Genomic DNA, 18,992 nt, shown 5'->3' on the forward strand with positions numbered 1-18,992 from the left:
GCGTCCCGCGTTCGGTGATTCGGGACGGTCCGGTTCCGCCGTCCGGCATTTGCCGGGTGAACACGTTCCGTGAACACCTCGGCAGGCGTTCGGCGGTGTCCGGTGGGCCGGCGACCCCGCGGCGGGCGGCCGGGGAGCGGGTGCGGAAAACGTGGTCCGATGCCGTCCGGCGAGGCGGAAAACAACGAATGGACCCCGCCCGGCAACGTCGAGTTCAAACGCTCGCCGGGTGCCGCGGGTACGGATCTTTGGGGGCACCGCGGCCTCGTCGAAATCTTCGAATCGCCGGGCGGGCGGATGCAGGACGACCGGCGGCGCGTCGCGGTCCCTCGGTCGAAGTTCTTGTCGGTGAACGGATCCGTCGGCGGTAACGTCGTTTTCCCGCGTTCCGTCCGGGCGGCCGTCTCGGTGATCTCCGTCGCCGCGCACGGCGGGACAAGCCATTCTTCCGCGCAGCGGAATCACGCTCGGATCACGAAACGGGATTATTATCGAAATGGATGTTTGCCCGGAAGGGAAGCCTTGGTTAACGGCCGGGCGATCCGGGTTCGCCCCACCATACCTCTTGTTGGGCAACAAGTTTTCCTCTTATTATCTCCGTGTGCGACCGCTCACCGACGGTACCGAGCTGCTGGTCGGTCGGGACAGTGAGCTGTCCTGGCTGGTCGCCTGGATCCGTGACGTGGGCACCGGGCGCGGCCACGCCGTGCTGGTGGACGGCGAGCCCGGCATCGGCAAGTCCGCGTTGGTGCGCACGGCTTGCGTGACCGCGACCGACGCGGGCTGCCAGGTGTACTGGGGCGCGGGCGACGAGCTCGGGCAGGCACTGCCGCTGCTGCCGCTGCTGGACGCGTTGCGGATCACCCCGGCCGCGCGGGATCCCCGCCGGGTCGCCATTTCCAAGCTGCTGCGGGGCGGCGCCGTCGCGGGCAAGGGCGCCGACCTCGCCGCCCGGGCCGCCGAGCAGCTGATCGCGCTGGTGGACGAGCTGTGCCAGGACGGCCCGGCGGTGCTGGTCGTCGACGAGCTGCAGTGGGCCGACCGCACGACGGTGGCGGTGTGGAGCAGGCTGGCCCGGTCGGTCCGGCAGCTCCCGCTGCTCCTGGTCGGCGTGCTGCGCCCGATCCCGCGCCGCGACGACCTGCGCACGCTCTTCCGGATCGTCGGGCCCGGCGAGCGGTTGCGGCTGGGCCGGTTGCCGGAACCGGCGGTGCTGGAACTGGTGGCCGAGCTGGCCGGCGGCAAACCGGGCGAAGACCTGGCGCGGCTGGCCGCCGGCGCCGCCGGGAACCCGTTGTACCTCACCGAACTCCTCGACGCGCTGACCAGGAGCTCGTGCCTGGAGGTCGACACCGCGGGCATCGCGGAGCTGACCGGCGCGGCGACACCGGACTCGCTGCCGGAGGCGATCGCGGACCGGCTGGGCTTCCTCCCGGAGCCCGCGCGGGGCGTGCTGCGCGCGGCGGCGCTGCTCGGCGTCGGCTTCTCGGTCGCGGACCTGGTGACGGTGACGAACACCCCGCTCGCCGACCTGCTGCCCGCCCTCGACGACGCCCGCGCCGCCGGGGTGCTGGTGGCCGCGGGAGACGACCTGGAGTTCCGGCACCCGCTGATCCGCACAGCGTTGTACGACGACATGCCGACGGCGGTCCGGGTCGCCTGGCACCAGGGTGCCGCGTGGGCACTGGCCGAGGCGAACGCGCCGGTCGAGCGGGTCGCGCGGCAGCTGCTGCCGATGGTGTCCACAACGGACAGCCGGGTGCCGGTGCCCGCGTGGGCCGTGCGGTGGCTGCTCGACGTCGCCACGCCGCTGATCGGCCAGGCGCCGGTGGTCGCCGTCGCGCTGCTGCGTCGAGCGGTGCGGGACGCGCCGCTCGACGACGCCGTGACCGGCGCGCTGGCCTGCCGGCTGGCCGACGCGTACTTCGGGGTCGGCAACGTCGCGCAGGCCGAGCGGATCGCCGGCCGCGCACTGGATCGCGTGCGCGACCCCGACGTGCGCGTCGACCTGTACACCACGGTCGTCCAGTGCCGCGCGATGACCGGCCGGTCCGCCGAGTTCCTCGTCGAGCTGAACGAAGCCCTGACCCAGCCCGGCTTGCTGGCCCGGCACCGGGCCCGGTTGCTGGTGCTCATCGCGCGCACGCACCGCTACATCGGCGAGGTCGACACCGCGGGCCGGGTCGCGACCGAGGCACTGGCCGAGCTCGGCCCGGTCGAGGACCGCTGGGCGACCGGGTGGGCGCTGCACGTGCTGAGCCTGGTCGCCATGGTGCGCGGCGAATGGACCGAGGCGCTGCCGCTGTTCGAGCGCGCGATGGCCATCGTGCGGGGCGATCCGGCGCTGATCGACCTGACCCTGCAGCTGCGCATCAACCAGTCGGTCACCTTCGGCGCGCTCGACCGCTACACCGAGGCGCACGCCGCCGCCGCGCAGGCGCGGGAACTGGCCGACCGCACCGGCAGCGTCGTGCGGCTGAGCGAGGCCCAGAGCGCGCTCGGGCAGCTGCTGCTCGGGGCCGGCCGGTGGGACGACGCGCTCGCCGAGGTCGACGTCGTCCCGGACGAGCGCAAGGACCCGAGCGTGGTGTGCTGCGACCACGGCGTCGCGGCGATCATCCACTTCCACCGCGGCGAGGCGGCCGCCGCCCGCCAGCACCTCGACGTCGCGGCGGCGTACTGGGAACGCATCGGCGACCGGGTGGTGGAATCCCTGGTGCGGGCCCGCAGTCTCGCCTTCGAGTACGCCGGCGCGCCGGAGCGGGCGCTCGCCGTGCTGACGGCCGTGCTGGCCGGCGTGGACGCGGGGGAGGACCTGCTGGGCGACGCCGCCCGGCTGGCCACGACGATCGGCGACGTCCGCACCGCGACGGAGATCGAGGCCAAGGTGAGCGCGCTCGCCGCCGGATCCGCCGTGCCGCACCTCGGCGCGCTCGCGTTGTACTGCCGCGGGTTGCTCGACGGAGACGCGACGACGTTGCTGCGCGCGGCCGACGGCTACCGCGACGCGGGCCGGCCGCTGTCCCGGGCGAAGGCGCTGGAGGCCGCCGCCATCGCGTTCGCCAGGGCCCGCGAGGAAGACCGCGGTTCGGCACGGGCGGCGTTCACCCACGCGGTCGACCTGTACGCGGAGCTGGACGCGCAGTGGGACGTGGCCCGCCTGCGCGCCCTGTTCCGGGCGTTCGGCATCCGCCGCGGCCCGACGGTGAAGCACCGCCAGACCACCCACGGCTGGGACAGCCTCACCCCGACCGAGGGGAGAATCGCGGCGCTGGTGGTCGAAGGCCTGTCGAACCCGCAGATCGCCGCCCGGTTGTACCTGTCCCCGCGGACGGTGGGCACGCACGTGTCGCACATCCTGAACAAGCTGGGGGTGCATTCGCGCATCGACATCGCGAGGGAAGCGGCCCGGCACCAGTCCGCCTCGGGCTGAGGCGAACCCGGTCAACCCCCGACCTCCGGCGCGCCGCCCTGGTGGCAGGCGCGCCGGAGGTGCCGGAAGTGGCTTCGCGAACGTCCGAACCACCCTCCTCGATCGTTCAGACCCCGACCTCCGGCGCGTCCCCCTGACGGCGCGCGAAGAGCGGACGCGGAACCAGCGAAGCCAAAGTCCGCCGCGTGACGGCGGCGTGCCCGCTCGCGACCTGGCCGGCCAGCACGGCCAGCACCAGCAGCAACGGGGTCCGCCACGTGCCGGTGAAGGTGTGCAGCCAGCCGCAGGCCAGGACGCCGAAGCCGGCGATCACGTACCCCACGCCCTGGACCACCGCGGACAGCGAGAGCGAACGGTCCTTGCTGCGCAACGAGATGGTCGTCAGCGCGAACGCGAGCGACCCCATGCCCGCGCCGGTCGCGGCGGCCCACAGCCAGGGTGCGGCCGCGGGGGCGAGGAGCAGCCCGGTCACCCCGATGACGTTGGGCGTGGCCAGCGCGACGACGAGCAGCGTCTGGTTGCGCCACCGGCGGGTCCAGCCCGGGACCAGCAGCATCATGGGCAGCCCCATGGCCATCGACAGCGCCAGGCAGCCGCCCGCGGTCGTCGCCGGGACCCCGGCGTCGCGCAGGATGCCGGGTAGCCAGCCCATGACCAGGAACGTCACCGTCGAGATCAGTCCGAAGTGGATGGTGAGGGCGAACGCGGGCATCGTCCCGGAGGCCGGTTGCGGTGCCGCGAACTCGCCGGGGACGCGCTGCCACACGTACAGGGCCACCAGCGCCACGCCCGCCCACAGGCCGAGGGCGACCTGCCACGACGACGAGAGCACCACCGCGGGCGTGACCAGCGCGCCGGCCGTGCTGCCGAGCCCGAGCCCGAAGGTGAAGGCGGCGGAACCCCGGGCCAGCAGGGGCAGGATGGTCCCGAGGACGGCGATCGACAGGCAGGTCAGCGCCGTCCCGATCAGCAGCTGCGCCGAGCCCCCGAGTACCCGCCCGCCGAGCGAAAGCACCAGCGCGCCGAGCGCCGCGGCGACCGTCCGGTACGTCCCGACCCGGTTGGCCAGCCACGGCGTCGCCCAGCCGCCGAGACCGATGGCCCACAACGGCAACGCGACGAGCACCGCGGCGACGATGTTCCCGGCGGCCGAGATGTCCGGCAGGGCCGCACCCAGGCTCGTCACGGCCGGCCGCAGGTTGATGGCCAGCAGGAAGATCACCACGGTGGAGACGGTGGTAGTGGTAGCACGCAACATCGCTCCTCCTCGGGTCTCGAGGTCGGAGCGTCGGGGCCCCGTAAAGCAATGCTTCGCGGTACCGGTGGATCAGACATCCGTCACCTGACGGATGTACGAGTTTTCCGGTCCCTCAACGGTTTCGGTGTGCGAATGGCCGTGCATCGGCACGGCCGGACGGCTCACCCGTCGGCTCTTGCACCGATGCCGTCAGCCCGTGGTGGCCGCCTTCGGCCACCGGGCGGACCGCTCACCCGGCCGGGCGAGCGCGGCGGCGTCCCAGTCACGGGCGTCGAGGCGTCGTGGCTGCTCACCGGGCCGCCGGAGCGGGTGGTGACCCCGGTGGGGGTGCGTGGCGCGGTGGCACGGCGGGCACGCGGGGACGAACGTGCCCGGGCTTCCCGGCAGCGGAACCGAGTGCCCGGGTTCGGCGGTGCCGGTGCAGATGTGGTGCTCGTGGCCGGCCGGGGCGCACAGGCAGCAGCACTCGCTCATGGCCGCTCGTAGGTGTAGAAGCCGCGACCGGTCTTGCGGCCGAGCAGGCCCGCGTCGACCATCCGGGCGAGCAGCGGCGGGGGCGCGTAGAGCGGTTCCTTGAACTCCTCGTAGAGGGATTCGGCGACGGCCTTGGTGGTGTCGAGGCCGATCAGGTCGGCCAGCGCCAGCGGTCCCTGCGGGTGCGCGGCGCCGCGGACGAGGCCTTCGTCGATGGCCTCGCGGGTCGCGAAGCCGGACTCGAACATGCGGATCGCGGCGAGGATGAACGGGATCAGCAGCGCGTTGACCACGAACCCCGCGCGGTCCTGGCAGAGGATCGCCTGCTTGCCGAGCGCGTCCTGGGCGAAGGTCCGGGCCCGCTCGACCGTGGCTTCGGCGGTGAGCAGGCTGGGCACGAGCTCGACCAGCGCGAGCACCGGCACGGGGTTGAAGAAGTGCACGCCCACGACCTGGGCGGGCCGCTCGGTGGCGGTGCCCAGCTTCATGATCGGGATGGAGGAGGTGTTGGACGCCAGGACCGCGTCCGGCGCGGTCACGATCTTGTCGAGCCGGCCGAACAGCTCCGTCTTGACGGCTTCGTCTTCGACGATCGCTTCCACGACGAAGGTGCGATCGGCGAGGTCGTCCAGGGATTCGGTGACCCGGATCCGCTGCAGCACCCCGGCGGCGTCGGGGATCTTGCCCTTCTTCTCCGCCCGTGCGAGCGACGTTTCGAGCCGGTGCCGCCCGGCCGCCGCCGCGTCCGGACTCGATTCGACGACCACGACGTCGAGACCGGCCCGGGCGCACACCTCGGCGATCCCGGCACCCATCTGCCCGCACCCGACCACGCCCGCGCGTTCCATCGCCGCCACCTCTCTGGGACTCGGTACCATGCGAACGGTACTGAGTACCGACGAGTAGCTGAAGGCCCTCGGCTATGACGACCGCCACCGAACGCGCCACATCGGGGTGCTCGGCCCGACCGTCGGACGACCCGCGGCGCGCGGCACTAGGCTGGGCCGCGAGCGGGAGGAGCGGCGGATGGCGGCGAAGGAACGCCTGGTCGAGGCGGCGTTCGCGTTGTTCGCCGAGCGCGGCTACGACCACACGACGATCGACGACATCACCGAGCGCGCCGGCGTCGGCCGCACGACGTTCTTCCGCACCTTCCGGGCGAAGGAAGACGTCATCTTCCCCGACCACGAAGTGCTGCTCCAGGCCATCGAGGCCCGCTTGGCCGGTTCGACCGGGCCGACCGCGCTGCTCGCGGTCACCGAAGGCACCCGGCTGGTCCTGCGGCACTACCTCGCCGAGGGGGAGCTGGCGCGCACGCGCTACCGGCTGACGCGCAGCGTGCCGGCGCTGCGGGACCGCGAAATCTCGGGACTGCAGCAGTACCAGCGGCTCTTCCGGGGGTTCCTGCACCACTGGATGGGCGGCGGCGAGGACACGGCGTTGCGCGCGGAGCTGATGGCCGGCGCGGTGGTGACCACGCACAACCACGTGCTGCGCCGGTGGCTGCGCGGGCAGTCGGACGACGCGGAAGCGGAGTTCGACGCGGCGATGGCGGAGACCGTCGACCTGTTCACCCGCCCGGAGGACGACGGCGAAACGTCCATTGTGGTCTTCCGGACGACGAAGGACCTGGCCGCCGTGCTGCCCGAGCTCGACCGGGTGCTGGGCCCGCGCCGCTCCTGAGTCAGGCCTCGTCGTACCGCGGGACGACGGCGAACACCTCGAGGTCGCTGGGTGCGCCCTTCGCGCGGAACCGGCGCCGACGGCGGACGGTGAACCGCTCGGTGCCGAGGCGCGCCAGCACGTCCCCGGTGATGAGGACCTCGCCGCCGGCGGCCGCTTCGGCGATCCGGGCCGCGATGTTGACGTCGACCCCGAAGTAGTCGCGGCCGACCTTGCGCGGCCGTCCGGTGTGCAGGCCGGCCCGCAGCTGCGGGCGGTAGCCGCCGAGGTCGATGGCGCTGACCGCGCCGCACGTCTCGTACGCCGCCTCGACCGCGGCCGCCGGCTCGCCGAAGACGGCCATCAAGCCGTCGCCGAGGCCCTTGACGACCCGGCCGCGGTGGCGCGAGATCGTCGCCTCGCTCGCGGTCGAAACGGCGCGCAGCAGCTCGAGCGCCCGCGCGTCGCCGACGTCGAGGGCCCAGCTGGAGAAGCCGACCAGATCGGTGAACACGATCGTCGCCTCGCCGGTCTCGCCGTGCCGTCCCTGGGCGACGGCCTGCCAGAGCTGGACGGCCGCGAGCCCGAGTTCCCGCACCGCACTGGGTTGCTCGGCCTTCGCCTCGGCGAGCAGCCGGGCGACCCGGTCGGAGGGGTGACCCGCCGTCGTCGACAGCGCGTCCCCGAGTTCGCGGTCGCCGGGCACCAGGCGGCGCACCGCGCGGGCGGACCGGATCAGGCCCGGGCGCCGGTCCGCCTCCCGCAGCAGGTCGGCGAAGCGGGACACCTTCCGGGGCCGGTCCGGCCGGTCGCCGTCGCTGTCGATCACCCGCCGAATGCTACCGGGGGCGGCGGCTCAGAGCGTGCCGGTGAGGGACTGCAGGCCGAGGCTCGTCGCGGCGACGGCGATCCAGAGCAGCCCGCCGAGCAGCAGCGGCCGGGCGCCCGCCCGCCGCATGTCCGCCAGGCGCAGGGAAAGCCCGATCCCGGCCAGCGCCGTCGTGATGAGGAACGTGCCCAGCGCCGAGAGGGCGGGGTGCCACGAGCCGGGGATGACGCCGAGGCTGTTCAGCGCGGCCGCGGCGAGGAAACCGAGCAGGAACAGGGGCACGATCCGGCGCCAGGGCAACGCGGCGACGGTGTCGCCCGGGCCGGCCTGCCGGGCTTCGCGGCGGGCCTTGAGGACGGCCAGCACGATGACGATCGGGATCAGGGTGAGCGTGCGGGTGAGCTTGACGACCAGGCCGTAGGACCCGGCGTCGTCGCCGTAGGCGAAGGAGGCCGCGACGACCGAAGACGTGTCGTTGATCGCGGTGCCCGCCCAGAGGCCGAAGGCGTGCGGGCTCAGGCCGAGCAGGTGCCCGAGCGGCGGGAACAGCAGGACGGCGGCGATGTTGAAGGTGAAGATCGTGCCGAGGGCGTAGGCGACGTCGGCCTGCTTCGGCTTGAGGACCGCGGTGGTCGCGGCGATCGCGGACGCGCCGCAGATCCCGGTGCCGACGCCGATCAGCGTCTGCGTGTCGCCGCGGACGCCGAGCCACCGGCCGAGCAGCCACGCGCCGCCGAGGGCGACCGCCAGCGTGCCGAGCATGACCGGCAGCGAGCCGCCGCCGACCGCCAGCACCTGCCGCAGCGACAAGCCGGTACCCAGCACCACGATCGAAGCCTGCAGCACGGTCTTGGACGCGACTCCGTAGCCCGGCGTCCAGCGCTCGCCGCGCAGCCGCGGCACGACGGCGGCGGCGAGCGCACCGAGCAGGATGCCGAAGACCGGGCCGCCGACGACCGGCACCAGCGTACCCAGCGCCGTCGCGACCGCGGCGACCGCGACGGCCACCAGCAGGCCGGGTGCCACGCCCGGCCGGGGGCGGACGGGCGCCGGCGGTGCGGCGGGGGCGTTCCGGATCGTGGTCACCGTTTTCCTCCGTGCTGAAATGTACGTACATTCAACTTAGATGATGTACGGACATTTGGCCACGGGTAGGGTCGGCCGCGACCAGCCGGGAGGAAGTCATGCCACCGCGGACGCTCAGCCGCGCCGGCTCCGAGCCGCTCTGGCGCCAGCTCCAGCGCGAGCTGCTGACCAGGCTGGATGCCGGCGAATTCACCGATCAGTTCCCGGGCGAGCTGGCGCTCGTCGAGGAGTACGAAGTGAGCCGCAGCACGGTGCGGCAGGCGCTGCGGCAGCTGCGCGCGGACGGGGTCATCGTCGCCGAGCGGGGCCGCCAGCCCCGGGTGGCGCCGCCGGCCGAGATCGCCCAGCCGCTGGGGGCGCTCTACAGCCTGTTCGCCTCGGTGGAGGCGGCCGGGCTTTCGCAGCACAGCGTCGTGCGCACCTTCGACGTCCGGGCGGACGCGCTCGTGGCCGAGCGGCTGGAGCTCGAAGCGTCGACGCCGCTGGTCTACCTCGAGCGGCTGCGCCTGGCCGGGGACGAGCCGCTGGCCCTCGACCGCGTCTGGCTGCCGGCCGCGCTCGCGAAACCGTTGCTGCCGGCCGATTTCACGCACACCGGCCTGTACGCCGAACTCGCGCGGCGCACCGGGGTGCGGCTCGACCACGGCCGTGAAGAGGTGCGCGCGGTGATCCCGACCGCGGCCGAGCGCGTCCAGCTCGCGTGCGCGCACGACGTGGCGGCGTTCGCGATCAACCGGCTCAGCCACGCCCGCGGCCGCCCGGTGGAGTGGCGCCACACGCTGGTGCGCGGCGACCGCTATGCGTTGACCGCGGAGTTTTCGGCCGCGGGCTACCGGCTGGTGTAGTCGAGTCCTGCGCGTTCCCACACGTCGGCGCAGTTCGTGCCTTCCGCGGAGAGCTGCCGCTTGACGACCTTGAACGTCGACGTCCGCGGCAGTTCCCGGACCGTGCGCACGTAGTCGGGTACCTGCTTGGGCCCGAGGTCGGGCTGGCCGGCGAGGAAGCGCCCGAACCCGGCGGGGTCCAGCGGCGTGCCGTCGGTGACGATGGCGGCCATCACCCGGTCGCCGGTCACCGGATCGGGTACCGCGTAGACGGCGGCGTCGGTGATCGCGGGGTGCCGCAGGAGGATCCGCTCGATCGGCGCGGTGCCGAGGTTCTCGCCGTCGACGCGGAGCCAGTCCCCGAGCCGTCCGGCGAAGTAGCAGAACCCACCGGCGTCGGCGTAGGCGAGGTCACCGGTGTGGAACATGCCGTCGCGCAGCCGTTCCGCGTCGGCGCCGGGATCGCGGTAGTACCCGGCGAACCAGCCCGCACCGGTGGTGTTGACCAGCTCTCCGACGGCCTCGCCGGCGTTGACCAGCCGGCCTCGGCCGTCGAACTCGGCCGGCGGACACGGGCGGCCGGTGTCGGGGTGCAGGATGGCGACGTCACCGGCCGGCCTGCCGAGCGAACCGGCCGGGGTGTCGTCGGTGCGGGCGAACCCCACCCCGCCTTCGGTGGACCCGAACGCGTCGACGACCTTGCAGCCGAACCGTTTCTCGAAGGCGGCGAGGTCGGCGCTCGCCCCTTCGTTCCCGTAGACGAGGCGCAGGGGGTTGTCCGCGTCGTCCGGACGCGGGGGAGTGGCGACCACATAGGACAGTGGCTTGCCGACGTAGTTGGCGTAGGTGGCGCCGAACTTCCGGACGTCGGGGAGGAAACCGGAAGCGGAGAACCGGCGGCGCAGGGCGATCCGGGCGCCTGCCGCGAGCCCGACCGCCCAGCCCGCCATGATCGCGTTGGAGTGGAACATGGGCATCGTGACGTAGACGGTGTCCGATGTGGACAGCCGGAAGCGGTCGGCGAGCATGGCGCCGGGGAACGCGATCTTGCCGTGCGTGCAGCGGACGGCTTTCGGGTCGCCGCTGGTGCCGGAGGTGAAGATCAGCATGAGCAGGTCGTCGGCGGTGGCGGCGACGGGCTCGGCCGGTGTGTTCGCCGACGGCAGCCCCGATTCCAGGTCCAGTACGCGGATGTCCCCGAGGTCCAGTCCGTCGAGGAGGGTCCGGTACTTCGGTTCGGCGAGCACGAACTGGCAGTCGGCGAGCTTGACGTCCCGGGCGAGTGCGTCTCCCCGGCGGGTGGGGTTGAGGCCGACGAGCACCGCCCCGGCGAAGGCGCAGGCGCCGAGGAGGATCGAGAACGCGGGCACGTTGTCGGCGAGAATCCCTACGTGGGGCGGTTTGTCCCGATCCAGTGCCGTCCGGAGGTCACTTGCGCGGCGTGCGGAGGCTTGGACGTGCTCGGCCCAGGACCAGGTCCGGTCTTCGAAGAGCAGGCCCGGGCGTTCGTCGCCGGCGCGGGCCAGGAGGAGCTCGGTCACCGTCGGGACGCTCATCCACGGACCTCCCCGGCGCCGGTGAAAACTGGAACAGGTTCTATTTCTAGCATGGAGCCTGCCGGGGGTCCAGCGCGTTCTCTGCCGCGGTGTCACGGAAGCTCGACCGGGCTCGACGTGGGATCGCGCTGTGCGGGGTGGTGAGTCGACCGAGACACAGATGTCGAAGATGACCGCCGGTAGGACGAGGACGGTAGTCACGTCAACGCCCGGATCGGGCGCCCGGCCAATGCTCGTCGAGTTCCCTTTGAGCCTTGCGGAACTTTCGCTCCAAGCCGTACTGGAGCCATCCGTACCGGCGCGCCGAAGCTGCCGGTTCAACAGACCCTGACGATGGCGATTGACCACCACTGGTCGAGCTTCTCCGGGGCGGTCAACTCGCAGGCTTGCACGGTGCCGAGGAGCCGGCGCGGGCCCGAACTCGCGGGAGATAGCTGCGCGCCAAGTCCAGGGCGCGAAACGGCTGCTGGTCTCGAACGGGCAACACGATCCGGCACGCCGATACGATTTAGGTCGGTGTGGGACGGCGGTTCGGGTAGACTCGGCGTCGGGTTACCAAGCAAAGGAGGCCGGGTGCACGACGGCGATCTGGAGCGGTGGCCCGGGCCGAGTGCCCACCTGGTTCTCGCGAAGTGGTTGACTCGAAACCGCCGGACGCACAGGCTCGTTGAACGTTTGGCAATGGTGAAACGGTCGCCCAAGTCGCTCTCGAGCTTGATTTTTTCGCCGGAACGGACCCCGCGACTACGGATTGTGTGCGTCATCGAAACTGCCGCTCGGGACGCCCGGCTGGGTGCAGCAGTACTCGTTCCAAATGTTTGCGAAGAGATGGGCGAGTCGTTGCGACTCGACGAAACGCACAACCGCAGCAGATTTGGTCGGTATGGCGAGCTTGGCCCATGCGATCTTCAGTTGCCCGCACGGACCGCGTCGATGTTGCGAGACTGTGTCGACTAAGCAATTATCGAAAGATCTTTCAACTCGGAATCCACGATACTCATTCTTTTCTCGACAGAGCCTATCAAGAGTCGGTATGAAATGTTGTGGCGGCGAAGGTAAGACAAATACTCGCGATGGAGCATAGCTCGCGTCTCGGCATTCTCTCGACGCTCGGTGGTTTGCTTGAACTGAATTCCGGCCGGGTCGAGCAGATATATCCGAAGATACTTGTGCATCCAGGGTTGAGCTCGCCTCATGAGTTCCAGAGAACCGTTGGCGTCTCCCATTGCGCTGACGTAAATCGGGTAGTCGATTACGCATCGATCGGTGAATACAAGCTGGCCGCGCTGGTAAGCCTCTTGCTCGGCGCTCATGGCCATCGCCTGGATTTCGCCTTGCGCGGGCGCCATAAAACGGTCTTCGTCAGGGATTTCGTGAGTTGAAAAGTACTGCTTAGCTGCTTCGGCTGCAAAGCTGACGCGGTCGTCGCCTGCGAATCTCGTTCGGTACGCTTCGAACAGAGTCGTCTTGCCCACGCAGCCCGCGCCGATGAAAGCGATAATCTTGGGCTCATTGTCGGTCACTGCGGATTGCCCCTCTTTGAAGTCCGATAAAGCGATTGCACTTGCGGTAGTCTAGCATAAAGTAATCTCAACGTTTCCGTCGGCCGGGGCTGACTCGGTGCTCGAACTGAGACAGCTTGGGTTGCCGTGTGGCGCCGAGAAAAAGATGGTAGTACAATTAGCCGGGATGGCCGAGGAGGGCTCTATGAGGCGCGTGCCGGTGGTCGTGTTGCCGATTAACCTATTGCTTCAAATAGTGGATAGAGTTTGTCGTGAGCGCTAGTACCTCACCGCGTCCGGGGCCAGAAACTGACACTTGGGTCGCGGCGATTCACTCGTCGGCAACAGACTTTCAGCCGCTTGGCGCGGGAGTGGTCATCGACGAACGTCGGGTGCTCACGTGTGCACATGTGGTCATCAACAGCCATGTCTCAGAGTCGTCGTCGGATTTGTGGGTCGCTTTTCCCCGCCTCGACAGCTCCGAGAGCTCTTCGCGTCTGCGAGTTTTGAGCGTCGAAACTGGCCGTGACAGCATGCAAGATGTCGCGTTGCTCGAGCTCGAAACAAAAGTTCCTGTTGGCGTCGATGCGGCTCGTTTGCGTTGCGCTCGGTCATCGGATCTTGTTGATACGAACTGGTGGGCCTTTGGTTTCCCTGAGGGTGACCCGTTTGGGGATAGCGCGTTTGGAAAAGTCGGCTCGGCGCTGGGGTATGGTTGGATCAGAATTGATACGGCTTCCCGATATCTGGTTCGGCCGGGTTTCAGCGGTGGTGGGTTGTGGTCGCCGGACTATGACGCGGTTGTCGGGCTGGTCGGCCAGGCGCACGGGAACGGTGACGGTCGCGCTCTTACTCTCCTGCAGGTGGACAAGATATTTCCGGGGCGAGGTATCGCGGAACTTTCCGCTTGGACGGCGGGCGTAGCCGGCGACATAGCCATGGCGGCGTGGGGCTGGAGTTTGTCTGCTGACCCGGAGGGCGTGCGGCACTGGCGGCCGCGAGCTCGAGGTGTCAGTATTGACAGTGAAAAAGGCTACAGATTCCGTGGTCGAACGGCTGCTCTCGAAACAATCTCACGGTGGCTTGACCGACCTGCGCCAGACCGACGTGTGCTCGTCGTGACCGGTTCGCCCGGGGTGGGAAAGTCCGCAGTTCTCGGCAGGGTCGTCACAACTTCAGATCAAGCAATTCGTGCCAGTTTGCCAGTTTCTGATGATGCACTTCGTGCCCCTCTTGGATCGGTCGCTTGTGCTGTCCATGCAAAGGGAAAGTCGGCGCTCGAGGTCGCGACGGAAATTGCTCGAGCTGCTGCGGCGGCATTGCCAAGTATGGCGACGGATCTTGCGCCTTCTTTGAGTGATGTCCTCGATTCCCGACATCGGCCGCGGTTCAATGTGATAATCGATGCTCTTGACGAGGCTGAAAGTTCGGGACAGGCGAGATCGATCCTTCGAGATGTGGTACTGCCGCTTTCGCAGACGTGTGCAGCCCGCGGTGTCCAAGTAGTTGTTGGAACTCGCGGAAGTGATGAGGATGGTTCTCTGATCGACGCACTCGGTAATGCGGCAGCTATTATCAATCTAGATAGTGAAGAATATTTTGAGAGACAAGATTTGGTGTCGTATTCTTTGGCTTGTCTTCAGCTGGATGGTGACGAGCGAATTGATGGGCCCTACTTTTTGGAAGGTATTGCTGTCCCGGTTGCTGAACGCATCGCAGAGCTCGCCGGAACCAACTTCCTCATTGCGGGACTGATTGCGCGCAGTCGTGGACTGTACGATCAAGAAGCAGTTGATCCAAAAGAAATTTCTGTGAACCAAACCGTCGAGTCGGCGCTCGTTGAGTACCTTGATCGAATGGCGGATGTCGACGGCGTCAGCGCGTCGAATGTTCTCGCTGGACTGGCCTTTGCGGAGGCTCCCGGATTGACGACTACCAGCTGGAGTGCAGTCGTCGAAGCTCTGTATGCGGAGGTTGTGAGCGAGCGCTCGCTCAGGAAGTTCGTGAGGTCTTCCGCGGCAAATTTCCTGGTGGAGTCGAGCATAGGTGAGGAAGATCCGTCGTTTCGACTGTTTCATGAAGCCCTCAATGAAACTCTGCTGATGATTCGAGGGCGAACGACTTCGAAAAATGTCGACGACCGTGCGATCGCGGAGAAAATGGCTTTTCTTGGGCGGCGGATAGGATGGTCGAACGCCCCGAAGTACTTGCTGCGATCACTTCCGCAGCACGCGGCATCGGGTGGAGTCATCGATGACCTTCTCGCGGACGACGCCTATCTTCTTCATGCGGATATATGGCGGCTGATCCAAGCAGGCGGAAGCGCGCAGACGGTAAAGGCGAGGCGTCGGGCTCAACTACTCGGGCTGACTCAGGAGGCTTCCTCGGCGCCGAGTCGTGAGCGAGCCGCGCTATATAGTGTCACGGATGTGGTAGAACATCTGCGTACGGGATTCCGGGCCGGCGAACCGAATGCGCCCTACGTAGCTCGCTGGGCGCAGGCGCGGGAAGAATCTGTCGACATCGGTGTTGGTTCCTCCGGGCATCAAGGTGCGGTAAATGGCGTTTGTGCCGTCGAAGTTCAGGCTGGCCGAGAGCTCATCGCCAGTGCTGGTGCCGACCAGGTGGTGTGCATATGGGATCCTGGCACCGGACGACAGGTGGCGGCTCTTTATGGCCATGAAGGCTGGGTTCGAGGAGTGTGCTCGATAGCCATCGGTGGCGAACATTTGGTGGCAAGCGGTGGCGATGATCGAACTGTTCGCATCTGGAATCCGTTGACCGGACAGCCGGTGCTCATCCTGCAGGGTCACGAGGGTCGGGTGAGTAGCCTGTGTTCAGTCGTATTGGGCGACGGGGAGGTCCTTCTCGCCAGTGCCAGTTCTGATCAGACGGTTCGAATTTGGGACCCGGTCGGCGCCGGGTTGCGGACGGTGCTGACCGGGCACGTGGGTTGGGTGCGGGCCGTGTGTTCAGCTATGGATCAGGGGGACCCAATCGTCGCTACCGGTGGCGACGATCAGACGGTACGCATTTGGGATGCGGTAAGCGGTGAACAGCGAATGGTGCTGGAAGGCCACCAAGGCTGGGTTCGAGCTGTTTGCTTCGCGTCGGTGAGCGACCGTCCTGTTGTTGTAAGCGCAAGTTCGGATGGCACCGTACGGCTTTGGGATTTGCGGAACGGTGAACAGATCATGGTCATGGAGGGACATCGGGGCTGGGTGAGATCCGTCTGCTCGTTTTCGGTTTTTGGGCGGGAGTTCGTGGCAAGCGCTGGAGACGACCAAACTGTGCGTGTGTGGGATTGCGCCAGCGGGGAACAGCTTTGGTTGCTGGCCGGCCATCAAGGATGGGCTCGAGGTGTGTGCTCGGTCTCATTGCCGTCCGGTGAGACGCTGCTGGCTAGTGGTAGCGACGACCAGACGGTTCGTGTGTGGGACCCGGTCGACGGCTTGCAGCGCGTAGTTTTCGAAGGTTTCCAGGGGTGGGTGCGAAGTGTGTGCCGGGTGCGGGGGCCGGGTGGTGAAGAATCTGTCATCGCTGCCAGTGGTAGTGGCACGATTTCTGTGAGGGACTCTGCTTCGGGTGAGCAGGGGATGCTTCTTGTGGGGCATGAGGCTGCTGTGAATAGTGTTTGTGTGTATGAGTCGGCGGGTGGCAGTTTCGTTGTCAGTGGTGGTGCTGATGAGACTGTTAGGTTGTGGGATCTTGCTTCGGGTGAGCAGCGGATGCTTCTTGTGGGGCATGAGGCTGCTGTGAATAGTGTTTGTGTGTATGAGTCGGCGGGTGGCAGTTTCGTTGTCAGTGGTGGTGCTGATGAGACTGTTAGGTTGTGGGATCTTGCTTCGGGTGAGCAGCGGATGCTTCTTGTGGGGCATGAGGCTGCTGTGAATAGTGTTTGTGTGTATGAGTCGGCGGGTGGCAGTTTCGTTGTCAGTGGTGGTGCTGATGAGACTGTTAGGTTGTGGGATCTTGCTTCGGGTGAGCAGCGGATGCTTCTTGTGGGGCATGAGGCTGCTGTGAATAGTGTTTGTGTGTATGAGTCGGCGGGTGGCAGTTTCGTTGTCAGTGGTGGTGCTGATGAGACTGTTAGGTTGTGGGATCTTGCTTCGGGTGAGCAGCGGATGCTTCTCGCGGGGCACGGGGCAGCAGTGAACTTTGTGGGCGCTTTTTCGTATCGCGGGCGCCTCCTGCTTGCAAGCGCCGGTGACGATCAGATGGTGCGCATCTGGAATCCTGCGACAGGCTCGTGCATCCTTGCTATCCCGATGCATCACAGGGTACTCGCGGTCGATGTCGACGACCGGGCACTTTGCCTCGGACTCTCTATTGGTGTAGCCGTTCTGGATCTGGGTGAGCTGTGACTATTAAGCCATTGCCGGTACCGGTGACCGGGACAGCGCGGTGATTAGCGTGGCTTAGCTCTGCTCGCGGATCATGGTTGCGACGGCGGGTTGGTGGAACGATGCGCGGTGGGCCCTTTGCTGGCTGACGCAGCAGCCCACTTCCTGCGTAGGTAGCTGCGGGCTTGCCGAAGCCTGCTCCCTGCTCCTGCCTCCTGGACATGCTGCGCTAACTGGTCCAAGGGCACGTTTCGTTCCGCGGTGGTAGGGAACCCGTCACTTTAACGCGCTGAGTCTCTGCCGACGGGTCGCGAGAGGTCAACCCCGGCCACTCTCCCGGATGGCGAGGACTCGAGTGTTCGCACTTCGCGGGGCTTGGGCCACCCGGGATGGCGGATCTTGCAGCTGCCTCGGTCTTGGCATTCGAGCGAGGTCATCTCGGTTCACACGACCGAGTTCGTGATCACGCTCGGATCTCCCAAGGTTGGACGTCAGTAGTAGCATACTACGCGCGGGGATGCCCGAATGGTATACGTGGACAGGTGGAGATATGGGCAGGTTGATCGTCGCCGCGGTCATTCAGTGGAGTAGCACTTACGGCTCCGCAGAATTTCGTCAAGTGATTCTGATCGCAGTCTCCGTTACTGATCAGAGCGGGTTTGGTGTTAGTGGGTTGCCGTCATCCGCCTTTCGGGTCAGAGTGCAGACGGATGAGCGTACTAGCTTTCTGGCGTCGCTCGACAACTTCGTGGAACACGGATCCGGATATGAAGGGTCGGGTAAGTACTCGTTTGCTGTATCGTCTGGCCCTCGGGGCGAATTGTTCGATCGCAATGAAATTATAGTTTATATTACGGTCCGGGGTTCGGGTGGGCAAGGTCAGACCGTCGCCATTGCGCGCCATACCTTAGAGGGAGGGTCGGGCGAATCATCGAATGCTTGATGGTGAACGAGAAGTTGACCATCGACCCGGGTTTCGTGGAGTGATGACGCGTCTCCGATTAACCTGGAGCGGCTCGTAGCCGCCTCGCGGAGAGTACTCCTGTTGACCTTGACTCCGTTGCGCGGTGGAGTGATACAAGGAGTCTTGTCGCTTTTTGTGGGGAACAATGCGAAGAATCCCGTCTGTGCTACCCCCCTTTTTTTTTGCTGGTCACCGCCGTCTCTGCGGCGGTCGATACGTCTCCCGATCCGGTTTCCAGGTGAAAGATCTCCGCTGAGGATCTGAGATACCCCACTGCGTCTAGCAGGACGGCGTGGGTGCCGTGAAAGCCGCTGCGGATCAGCTGGTCACCTCCGGGCTGCGTGCTGCTGGGTACGAGTACGTCATACGCGGCGACTGTCGGCAGGCAGACCGGCGCGACGCCGATGGCAATCTCCCCGCTCGAGCGTCGTGCCCGTCCGGCCTTCCGGGTCGGGTGGACTATGTGCACTCACGTGGGCTCAAGATCGGCTTCTACGGCGGCATTGGTGCGAAGCCTGCGGTGGGCTCGCTCGACCATGAGGACGTCGAACCCGGACATTTGACCCCGTCGGCGAATGACAATTCGACAGCTCCGCGGAGTGCGACGACATCGACAGTCGAAACCCGGTACCACGTGACAAACCTCGGTGACGCTGCACCTGGGTTTCGCCCCCGGGCCGTTCAAGATGCTGGCTGTGGTACGCACGACCACGCAGGGTGCGCGGACCGCTAGTGCGTCCGAGCGCCACAGCGGCCACCTGCTCACGATCACGGCAGGATCGGTGCGTGCGGCGGACCGGGCGCGCACGCGCCGTCGGTCGTGCGCTCTTCCTCGGCGGCAAGTGGGCGGAACGCTGGGGTTGCGCGTGATCGGTAGCGGCGCGGAGCTGGAAGGGGCGGGGAACATGCGCTATGGCGCCGCTGCGCAGCACTTCGTTGTACCGGTGCGGGTGTACAGGTCCTGGCATAAGGAGTCGACGACGCGAGTAATGGGTCTGCCGGAGACTGAAGAGATTGGTTGTCGCCGTACATCAGCTGTTAAGTCATCGGCAACCCGGATC

General features: G+C 67.4%; 12 protein-coding genes. 5 read left to right on the plus strand and 7 right to left on the minus strand.

Features of this window, described 5'->3' with window-relative positions; all coding sequences use genetic code 11:
- Window positions 1-601 precede the first annotated feature (601 nt).
- A complete protein-coding gene (locus MUY14_RS10210; RefSeq protein WP_247022713.1) occupies window positions 602-3,433 on the plus strand; it encodes a LuxR family transcriptional regulator in 2,832 nt (943 codons plus the stop codon).
- Between the two features lie 106 nt (window positions 3,434-3,539).
- Here MUY14_RS10210 and MUY14_RS10215 read toward each other — a convergent pair whose 3' ends face one another.
- From MUY14_RS10215 to MUY14_RS10225, 3 genes are all read right to left on the minus strand, one after another.
- Window positions 3,540-4,691, minus strand: a complete 1,152-nt coding sequence (locus MUY14_RS10215) for an MFS transporter (RefSeq protein WP_247022714.1) — start codon at window positions 4,689-4,691, stop codon at window positions 3,540-3,542.
- Window positions 4,692-4,880: 189 nt separating this feature from the next.
- Window positions 4,881-5,165, minus strand: coding sequence for a hypothetical protein (locus MUY14_RS10220; RefSeq protein ID WP_247022715.1), 285 nt, complete (start codon window positions 5,163-5,165; stop codon window positions 4,881-4,883).
- Window positions 5,162-6,013 carry a 3-hydroxybutyryl-CoA dehydrogenase gene (locus tag MUY14_RS10225; RefSeq protein ID WP_247022716.1) on the minus strand — a complete coding sequence of 284 codons (852 nt, stop codon included), beginning with the start codon at window positions 6,011-6,013 and terminating at the stop codon, window positions 5,162-5,164. Before MUY14_RS10225 ends, MUY14_RS10220 begins: the two co-directional genes overlap by 4 nt.
- A 178-nt stretch (window positions 6,014-6,191) precedes the next feature.
- Here MUY14_RS10225 and MUY14_RS10230 point away from each other — a divergent pair, with 178 nt between their 5' ends.
- A complete protein-coding gene (locus tag MUY14_RS10230; protein ID WP_247022717.1) occupies window positions 6,192-6,848 on the plus strand; it encodes a TetR/AcrR family transcriptional regulator in 657 nt (218 codons plus the stop codon).
- A gap of 1 nt (window position 6,849) precedes the next feature.
- Here the strand turns inward: MUY14_RS10230 and MUY14_RS10235 are convergent, their stop codons facing one another.
- Window positions 6,850-7,656: an adenylate/guanylate cyclase domain-containing protein gene (locus MUY14_RS10235; protein ID WP_315863265.1), complete on the minus strand. Its 807-nt coding sequence runs from the start codon at window positions 7,654-7,656 to the stop codon at window positions 6,850-6,852.
- A 27-nt stretch (window positions 7,657-7,683) separates the two neighbouring features.
- A complete protein-coding gene (locus tag MUY14_RS10240) occupies window positions 7,684-8,742 on the minus strand; it encodes a YeiH family protein (protein ID WP_247022718.1) in 1,059 nt (352 codons plus the stop codon).
- 98 nt (window positions 8,743-8,840) lie between these two features.
- On the opposite strand from MUY14_RS10240, the gene MUY14_RS10245 reads away from it, so the two are divergent.
- Entirely contained in the window at window positions 8,841-9,587 is a 747-nt protein-coding gene (locus MUY14_RS10245) for a GntR family transcriptional regulator (protein ID WP_247022719.1), read from the plus strand.
- On the opposite strand, the gene MUY14_RS10250 is transcribed toward MUY14_RS10245, so the two are convergent.
- Together MUY14_RS10250 and MUY14_RS10255 are read right to left on the minus strand one after the other, a co-directional pair.
- Window positions 9,572-11,122, minus strand: coding sequence for a long-chain-fatty-acid--CoA ligase (locus MUY14_RS10250; RefSeq protein ID WP_247022720.1), 1,551 nt, complete (start codon window positions 11,120-11,122; stop codon window positions 9,572-9,574). The two genes, MUY14_RS10245 and MUY14_RS10250, sit on opposite strands and share 16 nt — an antisense overlap.
- A gap of 953 nt (window positions 11,123-12,075) precedes the next feature.
- A complete protein-coding gene (locus MUY14_RS10255; RefSeq protein ID WP_247022721.1) occupies window positions 12,076-12,645 on the minus strand; it encodes an ATP-binding protein in 570 nt (189 codons plus the stop codon).
- Between the two features lie 251 nt (window positions 12,646-12,896).
- Between MUY14_RS10255 and MUY14_RS10260 the strand changes: the two genes are divergently transcribed.
- Together MUY14_RS10260 and MUY14_RS10265 are read left to right on the plus strand one after the other, a co-directional pair.
- Window positions 12,897-16,988, plus strand: coding sequence for a trypsin-like peptidase domain-containing protein (locus MUY14_RS10260; protein ID WP_281506278.1), 4,092 nt, complete (start codon window positions 12,897-12,899; stop codon window positions 16,986-16,988).
- 1,244 nt (window positions 16,989-18,232) lie between these two features.
- Window positions 18,233-18,664 (plus strand): hypothetical protein, encoded by a 432-nt coding sequence (locus MUY14_RS10265; RefSeq protein WP_247025099.1) that lies wholly within the window; start codon window positions 18,233-18,235, stop codon window positions 18,662-18,664.
- Window positions 18,665-18,992 lie beyond the last annotated feature (328 nt).

Source organism: Amycolatopsis sp. FBCC-B4732 (assembly GCF_023008405.1).
In the GTDB taxonomy this organism is placed as follows: Bacteria; Actinomycetota; Actinomycetes; order Mycobacteriales; family Pseudonocardiaceae; genus Amycolatopsis; species Amycolatopsis pretoriensis_A.